10 protein-coding genes and 1 pseudogene are annotated in these 15,844 nt (G+C 72.4%); 7 read left to right on the top strand and 4 right to left on the bottom strand.

What is annotated here, in order from left to right:
• Positions 1-3 precede the first annotated feature (3 nt).
• Entirely contained in the window at positions 4-1,308 is a 1,305-nt protein-coding gene (locus BN1555_RS31740; protein ID WP_093802600.1) for an ABC transporter substrate-binding protein, read from the bottom strand.
• A gap of 139 nt (positions 1,309-1,447) precedes the next feature.
• Here BN1555_RS31740 and BN1555_RS31735 point away from each other — a divergent pair, with 139 nt between their 5' ends.
• The 6 genes and pseudogenes from BN1555_RS31735 to BN1555_RS31720 all read left to right on the top strand — a co-directional run bounded on the left by BN1555_RS31735 (position 1,448) and on the right by BN1555_RS31720 (position 9,984).
• Positions 1,448-2,473 (top strand): LacI family DNA-binding transcriptional regulator, encoded by a 1,026-nt coding sequence (locus BN1555_RS31735; RefSeq protein WP_176710194.1) that lies wholly within the window; start codon positions 1,448-1,450, stop codon positions 2,471-2,473.
• 576 nt (positions 2,474-3,049) lie between these two features.
• A pseudogene (locus BN1555_RS41715) lies at positions 3,050-3,160 on the top strand (endo-1,4-beta-xylanase); the annotation flags it as partial.
• A 352-nt stretch (positions 3,161-3,512) separates the two neighbouring features.
• Positions 3,513-6,152, top strand: coding sequence for a class III lanthionine synthetase LanKC (gene lanKC, locus BN1555_RS31730; protein ID WP_093802599.1), 2,640 nt, complete (start codon positions 3,513-3,515; stop codon positions 6,150-6,152).
• Between the two features lie 20 nt (positions 6,153-6,172).
• Positions 6,173-6,301 carry a SapB/AmfS family lanthipeptide gene (locus tag BN1555_RS40845; protein ID WP_107081116.1) on the top strand — a complete coding sequence of 43 codons (129 nt, stop codon included), beginning with the start codon at positions 6,173-6,175 and terminating at the stop codon, positions 6,299-6,301.
• Positions 6,302-6,364: 63 nt separating this feature from the next.
• Entirely contained in the window at positions 6,365-8,107 is a 1,743-nt protein-coding gene (locus BN1555_RS31725) for an ABC transporter ATP-binding protein (RefSeq protein ID WP_093802598.1), read from the top strand.
• Positions 8,104-9,984: an ATP-binding cassette domain-containing protein gene (locus BN1555_RS31720; RefSeq protein ID WP_093802597.1), complete on the top strand. Its 1,881-nt coding sequence runs from the start codon at positions 8,104-8,106 to the stop codon at positions 9,982-9,984. Before BN1555_RS31725 ends, BN1555_RS31720 begins: the two co-directional genes overlap by 4 nt.
• Here the strand turns inward: BN1555_RS31720 and BN1555_RS31715 are convergent.
• From BN1555_RS31715 to BN1555_RS31705, 3 genes are all read right to left on the bottom strand, one after another.
• Positions 9,914-10,519 (bottom strand): response regulator transcription factor, encoded by a 606-nt coding sequence (locus BN1555_RS31715; RefSeq protein ID WP_093802596.1) that lies wholly within the window; start codon positions 10,517-10,519, stop codon positions 9,914-9,916. The two genes, BN1555_RS31720 and BN1555_RS31715, sit on opposite strands and share 71 nt — an antisense overlap.
• Before the next feature lie 107 nt (positions 10,520-10,626).
• Positions 10,627-13,479, bottom strand: a complete 2,853-nt coding sequence (locus BN1555_RS31710) for a beta-L-arabinofuranosidase domain-containing protein (RefSeq protein ID WP_093802595.1) — start codon at positions 13,477-13,479, stop codon at positions 10,627-10,629.
• Positions 13,480-13,650: 171 nt separating this feature from the next.
• The gene (locus BN1555_RS31705) at positions 13,651-14,508 is read right to left on the bottom strand and encodes a LysR family transcriptional regulator (RefSeq protein ID WP_093802593.1); all 858 of its coding nucleotides are present in this window, start codon (positions 14,506-14,508) and stop codon (positions 13,651-13,653) included.
• Positions 14,509-14,688: 180 nt separating this feature from the next.
• Between BN1555_RS31705 and BN1555_RS31700 the strand changes: the two genes are divergently transcribed.
• A complete protein-coding gene (locus tag BN1555_RS31700) occupies positions 14,689-15,591 on the top strand; it encodes an EamA family transporter (protein ID WP_255306467.1) in 903 nt (300 codons plus the stop codon).
• Positions 15,592-15,844: the final 253 nt, after the last annotated feature.

Here is a 15,844-nt window from a genome sequence, read left to right as displayed (position 1 = left end):
GGTTCAGCCGGTGGGGAGGGCCTGCATGGCCTTGATGAAGCCGTCCGCGTCGATCTGTCCGTTGAAGAACTGCTGGACGGCCTGGCGGATGGGCGTGTTGGCGGCCGGCGGATAGGCCTGGTCCCACGACAGCTGGAACGAGGGGGCCTTCTTGACCAGGTCGAACTGGTAGCTGGAGTACGCGGGGTTCGCCGCGGTGTCGAGGAACTTCTCGGTGTTCGTCGTGGTGGGCAGGTTGCCGATGGACAGCTGCTTCTCGACGAACTCGTCGGAGTACATGAGTTTCAGGAACTCCGCGACGGCCTCCGGGTGCTTCGTCTTCTTCAGCACCGAGTAGAAGTTGTTGGTGTTGCCGACGAGGTTGGCCGGGTCGCCCTTGCCGCCCTCGACGCTCGGGAAGGCGGTGTAGCCGAGGTCCTTCGCGGCGAACTCCGGGTCGGCGTCCTGCTGTGTGGCGTAGGCCCACGAGCCCATCAGTTCGAAGCCCGCCTTGCCGCCGGCCAGGAGCGCGGGCGAACCGCCGTCGGTGAACTTCACCGAGTCGAAGTTGGTGCCGAAGGCGCCGGCGTCGACCAGCTCCTCGATCATGCCGAGGGCCTTCCTGCTGTCCGCGCTCTCCCAGGCGCTCTTGTCGCCTCCCAGCGCCTTCTCGAAGAGCTCCGGTCCCGCGACGCGGTCGTAGAGGTACTCGAACCACATCAACGTCGGCCACATGTCGCCGCCGCCCAGGGCGATCGGCGTGACACCTCGGGCCTTGAGGGCCTTGACCGCGTCGAGCAGCTCGTCCCAGGTCTTCGGCGCGGTCACGCCCGCGTCGGCCAGCACCTTCTTGTTGTTGAACAGCAGGATCGGCTGCGTGCCGCGCATCGGGACGCCGTAGGACTTGCCGTCGATCACGGCGGTGTCGAAGACCGACGGCAGGAAGTTGGACTTCAGGCCGGGGTCGTCCTTGATGAAGTCGTCCAGCGGCATCAGCAGGTCCGCCTTGACGTACGGCTGGATGCTGCCGCCGCCCCAGTTGAAGAAGACGTCCGGGGCCTGCGGGGTACTGATGATCGTCTGCAGCTTCTGCTGGTAGTCGGCGCCGGGGATGGTGTCCAGGACGGCTTTGACCTTCGACGTCTTGTTGAAGGTGGCGACGAGCTGCTTCTCGACCTTGTTGGTGGCGTCTCCGTAGACGAGGACGTGGAACTCGTCCTCGCCGGACGACGCCCCGCCTCCCTCGCCCCCGCAGGCGGACAGGCTCAGAGTCAGGGCCAGCGTCACCCCGCCGGCGAGCATCCGGGCGTACCGCGTGCGTATCTTCATCTTCGCCTCTCGAAAGTTTCGATAACTGTGCCGAAAGTTCTCGCAGTTCCGGACAATATGGGGAGGCTTCATCAGGGGTCAACGGGCATGCGGCGGCGCGACCAAACCGTTACCGGGAGCCGTGCTCTATCCTTCGAGCATGCGTGAAGACGACGATGTGGACGGCCGGGTGACCCTGGCCGAGGTGGCGACTCAGGCCGGGGTCTCCCTCTCGACAGTTTCGAAAGTCCTCAACGGCCGTTCCGACGTCTCCCGCCCGACCCGCACCAAGGTCGAGCGGCTGCTGGAGACCCACGGCTACCGCCGCCGTGCGCTCGGAGCGTCCCAGGCGCCCCTCATCGAGCTGGTCTTCCACGAGCTGGAGAGCGTCTGGGCGATGGAGCTCATCCGCGGCGTCGAGAACGTCGCGAAGGAGAACAACGCCAGTGTGGTGCTCACCGAGAGCGGCACCCGTCACGCACCCGGCCCGGACTGGGTCGAGGGGGTCCTGCGGCGCCGTCCGCTCGGCGTGGTCCTCGTCTTCTCCACCTTGCCCGACCGGGTGAAGAAGCAACTCAGGTCCAGGGCCATCCCGTTCGTCATCATCGACCCGGCGGGCGACCCCGAGCCGGACGTGCCCTCCGTCGGCTCGGCCAACTGGTCCGGGGGCATGGCGGCCACCCGCCATCTCATCGACCGCGGGCACGAGCGCATCGCCATCATCACCGGGCCCGAGGACATGATGTGCTCCCTGGCACGGCTCGACGGCTACCGCTCCGCCATGGCCATGGCGGGCCTTGAACCCGACCCCCGTCTCGTGCGGTACGGAGACTTCCACGTCCAGGGCGGCTTCTCGCACGCCATGGAACTGCTCGAAGCACCGGACCGGCCCACCGCCGTCTTCGCCGGCAGCGATCTGCAGGCGCTCGGGGTCCTGGAGGCGGCGCGCCTCAAGGGGCTGAGCGTTCCGCGGGACCTGTCCGTGGTGGGTTACGACGACGTCCCGCTCGCCCAGTGGTCGAGCCCGGCCCTGACGACCGTCCACCAGCCGCTGCGTCAGATGGCCCAGGAGGCGGCGCAGATGCTGCTGCGGCCGCACGACCCGGACACGGCGGCCCTGCGCATCGAGCTCGCCACCAAGCTGGTGGTGCGGCAGAGCACCGCACCGCCCCCGGGCGACGCCTGACGGGCGGCGGTGGTCACCGCACTCCGCGGCGGACCGGGGCGGCCGGGCCGCAGTCCCCCGGCGTCCACCACCGTGTGCGGCACCACCGCCGGGTCCACCTCCACAACCGCGGCACGCGTACACCCGCCGCGGCGCTCCCGTACGCGGTGGCGGTGACGGTGACGTCGCCGGACGCGTTGCGCCGCCACCGCGCGTTCATGGACTCGAAATTCTCGCCGAAACTTTCGAATACCTTTCGGAATGGTGTCGCGTCACGCGGAAGCAGTCCGACGCGGTGTCAGCCGCCGCCACAGAAACGGATGTCGCCCCCCGGCACACTGATGGCCGGAACAGCGGCCCGGTGCGCATGAGCCGTTCCGGGCGGACCCTGCGCAAGTGGTTGATACCCAGGGAGCCGGCCGCGAGGCCCTCCCCGGTTGTCCGGAGAACTTTCCGAAACTTTCGGATGGCTTGCCGGCTCCGCCTCGTCCCCCGCACTCGTGAGAAGCGACCGGCGGCGACAGCGTTCGCGGGGTACGTCCCGACCGCCTCGGTACCGCTCAACCGCTCGGTCCCTCATCCGCGCGACACGCATCCGCCGTTCGACGCCGCACCGGCATCACGGTCTGGGGCGTCACCGGCAAGCACTCCCGGCGCAGCAGCGGCACTCCCCTGCCGTTCGACGGCAACCACGACAAGAAGACGGCAACGGGAACCCGGCGGCCGGGGCGTCGACGAGCTTCGGTTCCACCGTCATGACGAACGGCACCGCTTCGGCCCCGTCATCGGCTCCTTCACCGTCTCCTGACCACCCGGCACCGCCGCACCCCGGGCCGCGGTGGCAGAAGCGGCCCGGGGCGTGGCGCTCCACACGGTGCGGCCGTGCGTTTTTCACGCCCATCGCGTGACAGCCGGTGGTGTTCCGCGCCGGGCAACTCTGGGATCGTCAAACATAGGTGTCGCTCCGGCGCTGTTGGAGCGGACCTTTCCTCGCTTCAGCGCCGTACGCGCGGCATGTCCGGTCCAGGAGCCGGCCGGGGCCCGGGACGGGAGGGACCCAGTGGACAAGCGCTACGAGGCCTACTGCCTCATGGACGCCCACTTCTACGACGCGCCGGCTCGCGCCCGCGGTGGGAACACCGCGTTCGCGCAGGCCCGGCGACCGGCCCCCGCCTCCTGGACCCGCTCGGAGATGGACAACTGGGTCGTGCTCCGCCCCGACGGCGTCACGCTTCCCCTCCAGGGCTGGAAGATCCACGTTTCGGCGTGTCTCGACAACGCGGCGCAGGCCCTCACCGACGTCTGGGAGTACTGCGTACCGCGACGGATCTCCTTCAAGTTCCTCCCCAGCAAGGAGGAACTTCTGCTGTCCAACGCCAAATACGCGCACCGGGGATCGAGCGGAAAGTTCGTGACGGTCTACCCGGTCGACGAGGACGGGCTGGAGCGCGTGCTCACCGAGCTGGGCCCGGTCCTCGACGGACGGCCCGGGCCGTACATCCTCAGCGACCTCCGCTGGGGCGACGGCCCGCTGTACGTCCGGTACGGGGCCTACGCCGAGCGGTACTGCGTCTCCCCGGACGGAGAGGTCGAGCTCGCGATCGAGGACGGCGACGGCCGGCTGGTGCCGGATGTCCGGGGGCCGACCTTCCGGGTGCCCGACTGGGTCGAGCTGCCCGGTTTCCTCGCCCCCCACCTGGCCGCGCGGGGCGGCGCCGCGCTGGCTGACCTGCCGTACCGCTTCGAAAGCGCCCTGCACTTCTCCAACGGCGGCGGCATCTACGCCGGTGAGGACCTGCGGACCGGGGAGCGCGTGGTGCTGAAGGAGGCCCGGCCGCACGCGGGACTGACGGCCGACGGCCGGGACGCGGTCGCCAGGCTGCACCGCGAGAGGGAGACCCTCGAACGCCTGCGCGGCCTCGACTGCGTACCCGCGCTGCACGACCACTTCGTGGTGGGGGACCACCACTTCCTGGCCGAGGAGTTCGTCGAGGGAACGGAACTCAACCACCTCGTCGTCGACCGGTATCCCCTCACCGTGCCGCAGTGCGACGACGCGGCGCTCGCCGACTACACCTCCTGGGCCGTGGACCTGTACGACCGCGTGGAGCGGGCCGTCACCGAGGCCCATGAGCGTGGTGTGGTCATCGGTGACGTACAGCCGTCGAACATCATCGTCCGCCCCGACGGCGACGTGGTCCTGATTGACTTCGAGGGCGCGACGGACGTGGCGGAGGGGCGGCGCCAGGTCCTCGGCGCCCAGGGGTTCACCGCGCCCCGGGAGCGGCGCGGTCTCGCCGTCGACGACTACGCCCTCGCCTGCCTCAAGCTCTCCCTCTTCTTCCCGCTGACCGCCCTGTGCTCCCTGGATCCCGGCAAGGCGGGACAGCTCGCACGGGAAGCGGCGCGCACGTTCCCGATCCCCCACGCCTTCCTCGACAAGGCGGTGCGATCCCTCACGGGCGACGGCGGGGCACCGGCCGGAGCGGACGCGCAGCCACGGCTGCGGCCGGACCGCGAGGGCTGGGCACAGGCCCGTGAATCGCTGGCCGGCGCCATTCTCGCGGAGGCCACACCCCAGCGGGACGACCGGCTCTTCCCCGGCGACATCGAGCAGTTCGCCGCGCCGGGCGGAGGCCTCGGCGTGGCGTACGGCGCGGCCGGGGTGCTGTACGCCCTCGACGTGACCGGCGCCGGCCGCCACCCCGAGCACGAGGAATGGCTGATACGGCGGGCCATGCGCCCGGAGCCGGGAACCCGTCTCGGCTTCTACGACGGCCTGCACGGCGTCGCGTACGTGCTCGACCACCTCGGCCACCGGCACGAGGCGCTGAAGGTCCTCGACCAGTGCGCGGGTGAACGGCGCTGGAAGGAGCTCGGCCTCGATCTTCGGGGAGGGCTGTCGGGCATCGGCCTGAACCTCCTCCACTTCGCTTCGGCCACCGGCGACCCCGCCTTCCACGACGCGGCCAGGACGGCGGTGGAGGCCGTGGCCTCCCGGCTGGGCCCGGCCGACGCCGTGCCCGGGACCAGCGGTGGCGGACACCCGTACGCCGGCCTGCTGCGCGGCTCGGCGGGTCCCGCGCTGCTCTTCCTCCACTGGTACGAGCACACGGGCGAGCCGGAGTTCCTCGACCTCGCCGCGACGGCCCTGAGGCAGGACCTGCGCCGGTGCCTCGTCCGCGAGGAGGGGGACATGGGGGTCAACGAAGGCTGGCGGACGATGCCCTACCTCGCCGACGGCAGCGTGGGCATCGGCCTCGTCGTCGACGACTACCTCACCCACCGCGAGGACGACCGCTTCGCAGCGGCCGCGGCCGCGATCCGCAGGGCCGCCGAGGCGCAGTTCTACGTGGAGCCGGGACTTTTCGACGGCCTGGCCGGAATGATCCTCCACCTCAGCCGCGCGCATCCGCCCGGCACGGCGGCCGAACGGGATCCGGTGGTCGCCGGCCAGATACGCCGGCTGGCGCGGTACGCCGTGGTGCACCGGGGCCGCCTCGTGTTCCCGGGCGAGGAACTGCTGCGGCTCTCCCTGGATCTGGCCACCGGCAACGCCGGGGTGCTGCTGGCTCTCGGCGCCGCCCTCCACGACTCGCCCGTGCACCTGCCGTTCCTGGCCCGCCGTACGCCGGTGGCACGCCCGGCGGCGCTCCGGGCACACCCCCGAAGCCATCCGGTCCCCGTTTCCACGGAGTAGAAGAACGGAGGTGAAACGACATGACGATCCTTGACCTGCAGGGCATGGAGCTGGGCTACGGCTGCGGCAAGCCGAAGAACAGCTGTCACAGCAAGAACTACTGCGGTGGCGGTGGTGGCGGCAGCTATCTCAGTCTGCTGCTCTGCTGAACTCCCCGGGGCGAGGGCGTCCAGCACGTCCCCGCCCCCTCGCATGCGTACCGGGAGATGCCCATGGACCGACGCGCCGCAGACCGGCTGCTGCTGGCGGCAGCGCGGCGGGGCGGGCCCTGGGTGGTCGTCATGATGGCCACCTCGCTGCTCCTCGCGGGTGTCTACACGGTGCTGCCGGCCCTCATGGGGAACACGGTCGACGCCGTGCTCAGGGGTGGCGGCGACACCGCTGTGTGGCTGTCCCTGAGCATCGCGGCGATCTTCGTGCTCATGGTGTGCGACATGCTCGACGACCTGGTGGGCAAGCTGGCCGAGGCGCGTTCCACCGCATGGGTCCGCCACACCCTGCTCCGGCACGTCCTGGGCCTGGGCCCCCGTGCCGTGCGGCGCTTCGCGCCCGGGGACCTGGTGAGCCGGCTGGTGGGCAACTCCGCCCGGACCGGGCAGGTGGCGTCGACCCTGGTCTGGGCCGTCACGGACCTGGTGCCCCCGCTCGGCGCGGTCGTCGCGCTGGCTCTCATCGACCCCTGGCTCTGCCTCACCTTCCTGGTGGGGCTGCCCGTCGTACTGGCCCTGGTACGCACCTTCGTCCGCGACGTCTCCGACATCAACGAGCGCTACTTCGACGCGCAGGGCCGGGTCGCCACCCGGCTCGTCGACGCCCTGGGCGGCATCCGGACCATCACCGCGGCCGGGACCGTGGACCACGAGGTGGGCCGCGTCCTGGGCCCGCTGCCGGAGCTGCGCCGGCACGGGGCCGGGATGTGGCGCGCCCTCGCGCGGGTCTCGTCGCGGGAGGCGCTGGCCGTCCCCCTGCTGGAGGTCGCCGTGCTCGCGGTCGCCGGCCTGGAGCTCGCGCGCGGGCGGATCACGCCGGGGCAGGTCCTCGCGGCCGGCGAGTACGTGGTGCTGGCCACCGGCATCAGCTCCCTGGTGTCGTCGGCGAGCCGGCTCGCCATGGCCCGGGCGACGGCGAGCCGCGTCGCCGAGGTCCTCGCCGAGCCCCCGGTGGCGTACGGCACCGAGAGCCTCCCCGACGGACCCGGCCGGCTGGAGTTCCGGGGCGTCACCGTGCGGAAGCAGGCCGGTGCCGTGCTGGAGGACCTGTGGCTGACGGTTCCCGGCGGGGCCCTGGTCGCGGTCGTCGGGCGCTCCGGGTCCGGCAAGTCCGTACTGGCCGCCCTGGCCGGGCGCCTCCTCGACCCGGACGAGGGCGAGGTGGTGCTGGACGGCGTACCACTGCGCCGCCTCGACCGGTCCTCCCTGCGGCAGGCGGTGGGCTACGGATTCGAGCGCCCGGTGCTGCTCGGCGAGACCTTCGCCGACGCGATCGCCTTCGGGCCGAGGAGCGTCGGTCCGGACGAGGTGGAGCGGCAGGCCGCCGCGGCGCGGGCGGACGCGTTCATCAGGCGGATGCCGAAGGGGTACGGGACCCGGCCCGCCGACGCGCCCGTCTCCGGCGGCGAGGCGCAGCGGGTGGGGCTGGCGCGGGCGTTCGTCCAGGCCGGGCGGGTGCTGGTGCTGGACGACGTCGCCGCCAGCCTCGACACCGTGACCGAGCACCACATCAGCCAAGTCCTCACCGGCGCCCTGGCGGGCCGTACCCGTCTCGTCGTCACCCACAGGGCCTCCACCGCCGCCCGGGCGGACCTCGTCGTCTGGCTGGACGGGGGCGGTGTCCGCGGGCGGGGCACCCACCGCGACCTCTGGTCGGAGCCCGGGTACCGGGCCGCGTTCCAGCCGGTCGTGTCCGGCGCGGGCCTCCCCCGCGGGGCCGCCGCGGCGGCCAGGAGCCCGGTGTGACCGGCCGGGCCGGCGGGCTGCTGCGGTCCTCGCTGCGCCGGCGGCGCAGGGAGTTCGTACGGTTCGCCGGGTGGTCGCTGGTGCAGGCCGTGCCCGCCTTCCTCTCCGGGTGGGCGGTGGCCCGCGCCGTCGACGACGGCTTTCTCGCCGGCCGGACCGGGGAGGGCTTCGCCTGGCTCGGTGCGCTGGCGGGCTCCGTCGTGGTCGGGGCGTGGGCGACGCACCATGCCACGCTCTGCCTCTCGGCGCTCGTCGAACCGCTCCGGGACGAGCTGGTCACCCTCGTGACGTCCGGCACGCTGCACCGGTCCGCCCGGACGGGCGGACCGGCCGACACGGGCGGCGTGGCACGCCTCACCGAACACGTGGAGATCGCCCGGGAGGCGTACGGAGCGGTCGTCATGTTCGTGCAGGGCTTCGTCGTCACCGCGGTGGGCGTGCTGCTCGGCCTGGCGACCCTGGACCCCGCCCTCCTGATGTTCGTACTGCCGCCCCTCCTCCTCGGGCTCGGGCTGTTCGCCGGGTCGCTGCGGGCCATGGCCGCGCGGCAGCGGGACGTGGTGCTGGCCGACGAGCGCCTGGCCGATACCGCGAGCACGCTGACCGGCGGGCTGCGGGACGTGGTGGCGTGCGGCGCCGAGGAGGTCGTACGGAAGCAGACGGGTGACCGGATCGACGCCACGGCACGGGCCACCCGGGCACTGGCGCGGATGACCGCCGTACGGACCGCGGCGCTGGGCGTCGGCGGCTGGCTGCCCCTCGTCCTCGTCCTGGCCGCGGCGCCGTGGCTGGTGCAGCGCGGAGTGACGGCGGGGGCGGTGCTGGGCGCGGTGACGTATGTGTCGCAGGGGCTCCAGCCCGCGCTGCAGGGGCTCGTCCAGGGGCTCGGCGGCAGCGGTCTGTGGCTGCTGGTCACCCTCGGCAGGATCGCGGAGGCCGCCGAGGGGACGCCGGCCGGACCCGCGGGCAGCGGGCCGGTGAGGCACCGGCGGGCGGGGGCCGGAGCTGCGGGGACCGGCACCGCGGTGAACAGTGCCGCGGTGAACGGTGCCGCGGAGACCGGCACCGCGGTGAACGGCGGGCCGGCGGTGCGGCCGCGCGGCTCGGGTGTGGAGCTGCACGGCGTCGCCTTCGGCTACGCCCGGTCCGCGGAGCCGGTGATCGACGGGCTCGACCTCGTGCTGCGGCCGGGCGAGCACCTGGCCGTCGTGGGGCCGAGCGGGGCGGGAAAGTCGACGTTCGCCGCACTGGTGGCCGGGATGCTCGAACCGCGGGCCGGCCAGATCCGGCTGGACGGCGTACCGGTCCGGGACCTCGGCACCGACGGGCTCGCCCGGCGCCGGGTGCTGATCCCGCAGGAGGCGTACGTCTTCGCCGGCACGCTGTGGGAAAACCTCACCTATCTGGCGCCGGGCGCCACGGTGCCGGCGGTGGACACGGCGGTCGACGCGGTCGGCGCCCGGCCGCTCGTGGAACGCCTGGGCGGTTACGGTGCGCCCGTCGACGGGCAGGAGCTGTCGGCCGGGGAGCGCCAGCTGGTGGCCCTCGTCCGCTCCTACCTGCCGCCCGCGGGGTTGATCCTGCTCGACGAGGCGACCTGCCATCTCGACCCGGTCGCCGAGGCGTGCGCGGAGGACGCGTTCGTCCGCCGTCCGGGCACGCTGATCGTGTGCGCCCACCGGATCAGCTCGGCGCTGCGGGCCGACCGCATCCTGGTGCTGGACGGTGCGCGGGCCAGCATCGGTACGCACAGGGCGCTCATGACGAACTCCGCCCTCTACCGGGACCTCGTCGGGCACTGGGGGGTCACAGCCAGCCCGACTCCCGGGCGATCCGGATCGCATCGATCCGGTTCCGTGCTCCGACCTTACGAGTGATCGCAGAGAGGTGGTTGCGGACCGTTCCCACGGACAGCGACAGCCGGTCGGCGATCTCCGGCCCCGGGGCGCCGTCGGCGGCGAGCCGCAGGACTTCCCGCTCACGCGGCGTCAGGGGGTTCTCCACCGCGTCGAGCACGAGCAGCGCCAGCTCGGGATCGATGTAGCGCTGCCCCCCGACCACCTTGCGGATGCCCTCGACGAGCCGGTCCGAGGGCCCGTCCTTCCCGATGAGTCCGGGAGGCCGCAGGGCCAGCACCCTGCGGAGCCTCTCGAGCGTCGGCGCCCCCGCCACCAGCAGCGTCCGGCACTCGGGAAGACGCTTGCACAGCTCACCCGCCGTGGCGAGCGCCTCGTCCTGACGGGAGTCGACGTCGATGACGACCACATCGGGGCGGTACGACAGCGCTCGTGCGAGGATCTTCCCGTCTCCCCCGGCCTCCGCGACGACCTCCATGTCCTCTTCGCGCGTCAGGAGAGCGTCGAGCGCTCCGCGCAGGAGCCCGTTTTCCTCCACGAGAAGAACACGGATCACTGGCGCTCCCTGCTGTCGGACCTGCCTCACGGCGAATTATCCCCGCTTATGTCCGTAAATGCCGTTCGTCGCGCCCCGGAGCCACGAGCGCGCGCCGTACGTCACCGTCACCTGTCCGCGTAAGAGGCCCGCTTGGCCGTGCCCACCACCTTCCGGCCATCGGCCGCGCCGAGCAGTCCCGCGGCCACCCAGGTGTCCACCGTGGACTCCACGCGCCTCACCAGGGCCGGCTTGTCCGCGAAGGGGGCGGCGTCCCAGATCTCGTCGAGGAGCGTGGCGCCGTCGGGCCGTGCCGGGTTGGCGACGCCGGACTCCGTGGTGCCGAAGACGATCTGCGGCTCGGTGCGCCGGAAGTAGGCGTGGGTGGGGTCCTCCGTCCCCTCGGAGAAGGGCGCGAACTCGACACCGTCGAGGATGTAGTGCAGCGGCTCGCCCGTCACGGGGGTGAGGCTGGGCAGCAGGTCCCCGGAGAGCGCGGCGTTGCGGTAGAGCCCGAGGCGGAGGTAGTCCGTGCGGGCGTCCCGGCCCACGAGGTTGACCGGACCGTAGAACAGGGTCTGGACGGACGGGTCGTCCAGGGCCTTCTCCACCCGCAGCCGGAAGGGGACCCTCACGCGCACGGTGTCCCCGTCACGCCAGGTACGGGACACGGCGAAGTAGCTGCCGGGGACCGGAGTCCCCTTCACCGTTCTGCCGTTGACGGTCACCCGGAAGCCGTCCCGCGCCCAGGCCGGCACCCTCAGCAGCAGGTCGAAGGCGGCCCGGCGGCCCCGGACGGTGATCGTGGACCCCTGCTCCCTCGGGTAGTCGGTCGTCTGGGTGACGGTCACGCCCTTCTCCGCCCAGGTGAGCGTGGTGGGGCTGTAGAGGTTGACGTACAGGGCGGTGCCGTCGGGCCGCGCGAAGTACACCGAGTCCTGGTACTTGGTGTGGCTCTCCATGCCGGTGCCCTCGCAGCACGTCGTACCCGCCTTGGGCGTGTAGTCGCGCACGTGTCCGGGCCGCAGCCCGACGAAGTAGGTGACGAGCGGCTTCTCCGCGTCCGGCCGGTCCTGCCTGGAGCCGAGGATCTGGTTGTGGAGCGCCCGCTCGTAGTAGTCCATGTACGCCGGGTCCTGCTCGTGGAAGAACAGCGTCCGGCTCAGCTTGAGCAGGTTGTACGCGCAGCAGGTCTCGGCGTTGGTGTCGCTGAGCGTTGCGGCGACGGCCCCGGGCGCCTTCCAGAACTCCGCGGTACTGGTGCCGCCGATGCCGTACATCCGGGTCGGGACGACCATGCCCCAGAAGTTCTTCGCCGCGGTGAGGTACCGCTCCTCGCCGGTCTCGTCGTACAGCCGGACCAGCCCGGTGAAGATGGGGATGTGCTGGTTGGCGTGCATGCCGTTCAGGATGTCCTCGCCCGCGACACAGGCGTCGATGAGCCGGTCGAGGTCGAAGAGCCGGGCCAGCGCCAGGTGTTCGCGCTTCCCGGTGACCGCGTACAGATCGCAGATCGCTTCGACGATGCCGCCGAACTCGCCGCTGGAGAAGATCCCCCACATGCGCTGCAGGGTGGTGGCGGGCAGCTTGGACAGCCGGGAGTACATCCAGTCGCACATGCCCTCGGCGAGGTCGAGCGCCCGGGGGTCACCGGTGCTCAGATACGCGTCGAGGAGTCCGCGCAGGATCTTGTGGGCGGTGTAGTACGGCGCCCACACCACGGTGTAGTTGCCGGCGGTCATCGACTCCAGGGTGATGAACTGCGTCTCCGGGTACGCCGCGAGGAAACCGGGGTGGCTCGGCGCGCCCCAGGTGCGGCGCAGGGTGGCGTGGAGCCCGCGACCGGAGGAGTCGGCGAAGGTGGAGCCGCTCGTCTCGTCGAAGCGGTACGAGGCCAGGTCGCCGGCGCCCGCGGAGGACCGGTCGGCGGGCGTGTCCTGGAGTCCGGCGATCTCGGTGGCGGTCAGCGCCCGCGACCAGATGTCGACCCGGTCGAAGGCTCCGGCGAAGACGGGGTCGGCGGGGAAGTGCGAGCGGCCGAGCCAGTGGTGGGCGAGGGTTCCGAGCGCCGCCGGGCCGAGGGTCGTCGCGGCGTTCCGGCCGACGGCGGCGCCGTTGACGTAGAGCGTCGCGGTGGTGCCGGTGAGCGTCACCGCGAGGTGGCTCCACCGGTTCAGCGGCAGCGGGGCGGTGCCGTCGACGCTCTGCTCGCCGCCGGGACCGCTGGTGGTGAGGGCGAAGCGGGGGTGGCCGTTCGCGTTGCGGGCGGCCAGGTAGAGGTAGCGGGTGGTGTCGTCGCCGAAGTCGAAGACGCGGGTCCAGTCGGCGTCGTGCGTGGGCTTCACCCAGGCGGAGAGGGTGAGGGAGGGTGAGTCGCCGAGGACGCCGGCGGGCAGGTCGACGTACTGGTGGGAGCCGCGCACGTTCTCGGCGGCCGTACCGAACCTCCCCGGGACGCCGAGCACGGCCGGATCGCGGCGCAGCGCCTCGCGGACCTCGGTCAGGGCGCCGATCATGTAGCGGACCTTGTCGGAGTAGGCCGCCTCCCCGGTGCTCCCGTACGCCTGGGAGAGCATGGTGAGGAAGTGGCCCGTGTAGTGGCCGCGGAGGTTTCCGTTCGCCTCGCCGTCGAGACCCTCCCAGCCGCCGGGAGCGACCGCGTCACGGGTGGAGAGCCCGGCGTTGGCGCGGAAGACCTGCAACAGCCGGTCGACGTCGTAGCCACGGCCGTGATCGAGCATCAGGTCGCGCTTGGCGGCGAAGACTCCGTCGCTGCCGAGCGTCACGTCCTTGAGCGCGAAGGGCCGCACTTTCCAGGCGGACGGAGCCGGCGGCGCGACGCCGGCGCCACCGGCGGGCGCGGTGCGGGGCGGGGTCCGGGGCGCTGCGGTGACCGGGGCCCCGGGCAGGGACGACACCAGTGGCACCGCCGCGACGAGCGTCGCACCGCGGAGAAAACGTCGTCGGTCCAGGGGCGGCATGAACTCCTCATTTCGTCCGAGATGTCGAACGTGGTCTGACCAGTCGATCGGACGGTAAGGCCGTGACGAAGACACGTCAACACCTCCGCGGCAACGGAAGGCGACAGGAATCACTGGGGAGCAGCGTCGCCGCCGTGCCGGACCTGCCGGACCTGTCGACGCGAAGGCGCGTCAGCGCGCTCCGGCCACCGCCCGCGCCAGGGCCACCAGCCGACGGACGGCCGGATGCGGGGACGCGCTGCGCCAGGCCAGGAAGACGGGGGCGCTCGGGGCGTCGGTCAACGGCCGGTACGTCACACCGCGATGCGCGTGCATCTGGGCGGTGGAGGCCACCGACGCCCCCGTGCCGCGGCCCGCGGCGATCGCGGTGAGCCAGTCGTCCGTGTTGGCCACCGTGACCGTCGCCGTGGGCCGGATCTCCTCGGGCCACAGGTCCGGCGTCGTCAGACCCGAGACCGTGTTCAGGACGACCGGGCCGGCCGCGAGGTCCGCCAGGGTCAGCGACGCCCGCGCCGCGAGCGGGTCGTCCGACGGTACGGCCGCGACCCTGGGCTCCGTGAACAGCAGCTCGGTGACCAGGCCGGGCGTGTCCACCGGGCCACGCAGTACGGCGGCGTCGACCTCGCCGCGGGCGAGTCCCGCCGTACGGTCGTCGATCCTCAGCAGTTCGAGCGGGGTGTCCGGATGTTCCCGCTGCCAGCGGCGCAGCAGCGGGGTGGTGTACGGGCCGAGGGCCGACCAGGCGTGTCCGAGCCGCAGGGGCCGGTGCGGCAGCCGTCCGGCGTCGAGCGCCTCGTCGAAGGCGGCGACGGCGGCGGCGGCCTTGTCGCGGAAGACCCGGCCCTCCGCCGTGAGGGCGAGGTGGTGCGTGGAGCGGTCCACCAGCCGCACGCCCATCCGCTTCTCGAGCGAGGCGAGTGTACGGGAGACGCTGGGCTGGGTAAGGCCCAGCCGGGCCGCGGCCCTGGTCACGTTGGACTCCTCCGCGATGGCGAGGAAGCAGCGGAGATGACGCAGCTCGATGCTCATGCGTGTGGAGCATAACCGCAGCGAGAACGGCATTTCACGTGTTCCGCCCGGGTCCGTAGCGTGGGGAGGACGGAACGGGGCGAAGGGACCGGGGAGGCTGGAGTGAAGGACACGCGGTCCGCGGACGCGGGCACCGGCGTGCGGGCGGGCGCGGCGGTCGTACTGCCGGAGGCGGCGGGCGTGGCGGCACGGGCGTCCGGCGGCGCCGCCGCGCCGCCCTCCGTCGCCCGGCGTTCCCTGGGGCCTGTGGCGCTCGTCGTCGCGGGCGGTCTTTCGGTGCAGTTCGGGGCGGCCGTCGCCGTGCTGCTGATGCCGCGGGCCGGTGCGCTCGGAGTGGTCACGCTGCGGCTGGTGCTCGCCGCCCTGGTGCTGCTCGCGGTCTGCCGGCCTCGGCTGCGCGGGCACTCCCGCGCCGACTGGGCCACCGTCCTCGCCTTCGGCGCCGCCATGGGCGGGATGAACATGCTCTTCTACCAGGCCGTGGACCGTATCCCGCTGGGTGCGGCGGTCACCCTGGAGGTACTGGGTCCGCTCGCCCTGTCGGTGTTCGTCTCGCGCAGGCTGGTGAACCTGCTGTGGGCGGGGCTCGCCCTCGGCGGCGTGGCACTGCTCGGCGGAGGGGGCTTCGACCGGCTCGATCCGGCCGGTGCGGCGTTCGCCCTGGCGGCGGGCGGCATGTGGGCGGCGTACATCGTCTTCAGCGCCCGTACCGGACGGCGCTTTCCGCAGGCGGACGGGCTGGCGCTGGCGATGGGGGCCGGCGCGCTGCTGAGCCTGCCGTTCGGGCTCGTGGAGGCGGGGGCCCGGCTGTTCGTTCCCTCGACGCTGGGGCTGGGGTTCGCGGTGGCGCTGATGTCGTCGGTCCTGCCGTACACGCTGGAACTGCTGGCACTGCGCAGGCTGCCCGCTGCGACGTTCGCGGTGCTGATGAGCCTGGAGCCGGCGATCGCCGCCACGGCCGGTTTCCTCGTACTGCGTCAGGCCCTTTCGCCCGCGGAGGGGCTGGCGATCGTGCTGGTCGTCGCGGCGAGCATGGGGGCGGTGCGGACGCAGGCGGCCACAAGGACCCCGCCGGAGCCGTAGGCGCACCGGAACCCGCCAGGGGCGCAGACACACCGGAGCCCCCCTCCGCGATGTCGCGGAACAGCCCGCCGGTCCCCCGGCGGGCTGTTCCGGTCGGGTGGCCGGTGCCGGGTCAGTGCCGGGTCCTGGTGTGCCGGACAGCGGAGCAGGCCTTCCGCATATGCCTGTGGCACAGGGGAGCGCGGGACAGGCACAACGCAGAGGCGGCGCCGGCACTGCTCGCAAGAGCCGTTTCGCCGAACCACTCCCGGGC

This window comes from Streptomyces sp. Wb2n-11, from assembly GCF_001049855.1.
Classification (GTDB): Bacteria; Actinomycetota; Actinomycetes; order Streptomycetales; family Streptomycetaceae; genus Streptomyces; species Streptomyces altiplanensis.
Note: the sequence above shows the minus strand (reverse complement) of the source record. Positions and strands in the feature narration are given on the sequence as shown.

Bases quoted from the DNA above. Each gene is read 5' to 3' on its own strand.
- BN1555_RS31710 (WP_093802595.1), bottom strand. From the start codon at position 13,479: ATGCCGCCCCTGGACCGACGACGTTTTCTCCGCGGTGCGACGCTCGTC.
- BN1555_RS31735 (WP_176710194.1), top strand. From the start codon at position 1,448: ATGCGTGAAGACGACGATGTGGACGGCCGGGTGACCCTGGCCGAGGTG.
- BN1555_RS31725 (WP_093802598.1), top strand. From the start codon at position 6,365: ATGGACCGACGCGCCGCAGACCGGCTGCTGCTGGCGGCAGCGCGGCGG.
- BN1555_RS40845 (WP_107081116.1), top strand. From the start codon at position 6,173: ATGACGATCCTTGACCTGCAGGGCATGGAGCTGGGCTACGGCTGCGGC.
- BN1555_RS31705 (WP_093802593.1), bottom strand. From the start codon at position 14,508: ATGAGCATCGAGCTGCGTCATCTCCGCTGCTTCCTCGCCATCGCGGAG.
- BN1555_RS31740 (WP_093802600.1), bottom strand. From the start codon at position 1,308: ATGAAGATACGCACGCGGTACGCCCGGATGCTCGCCGGCGGGGTGACG.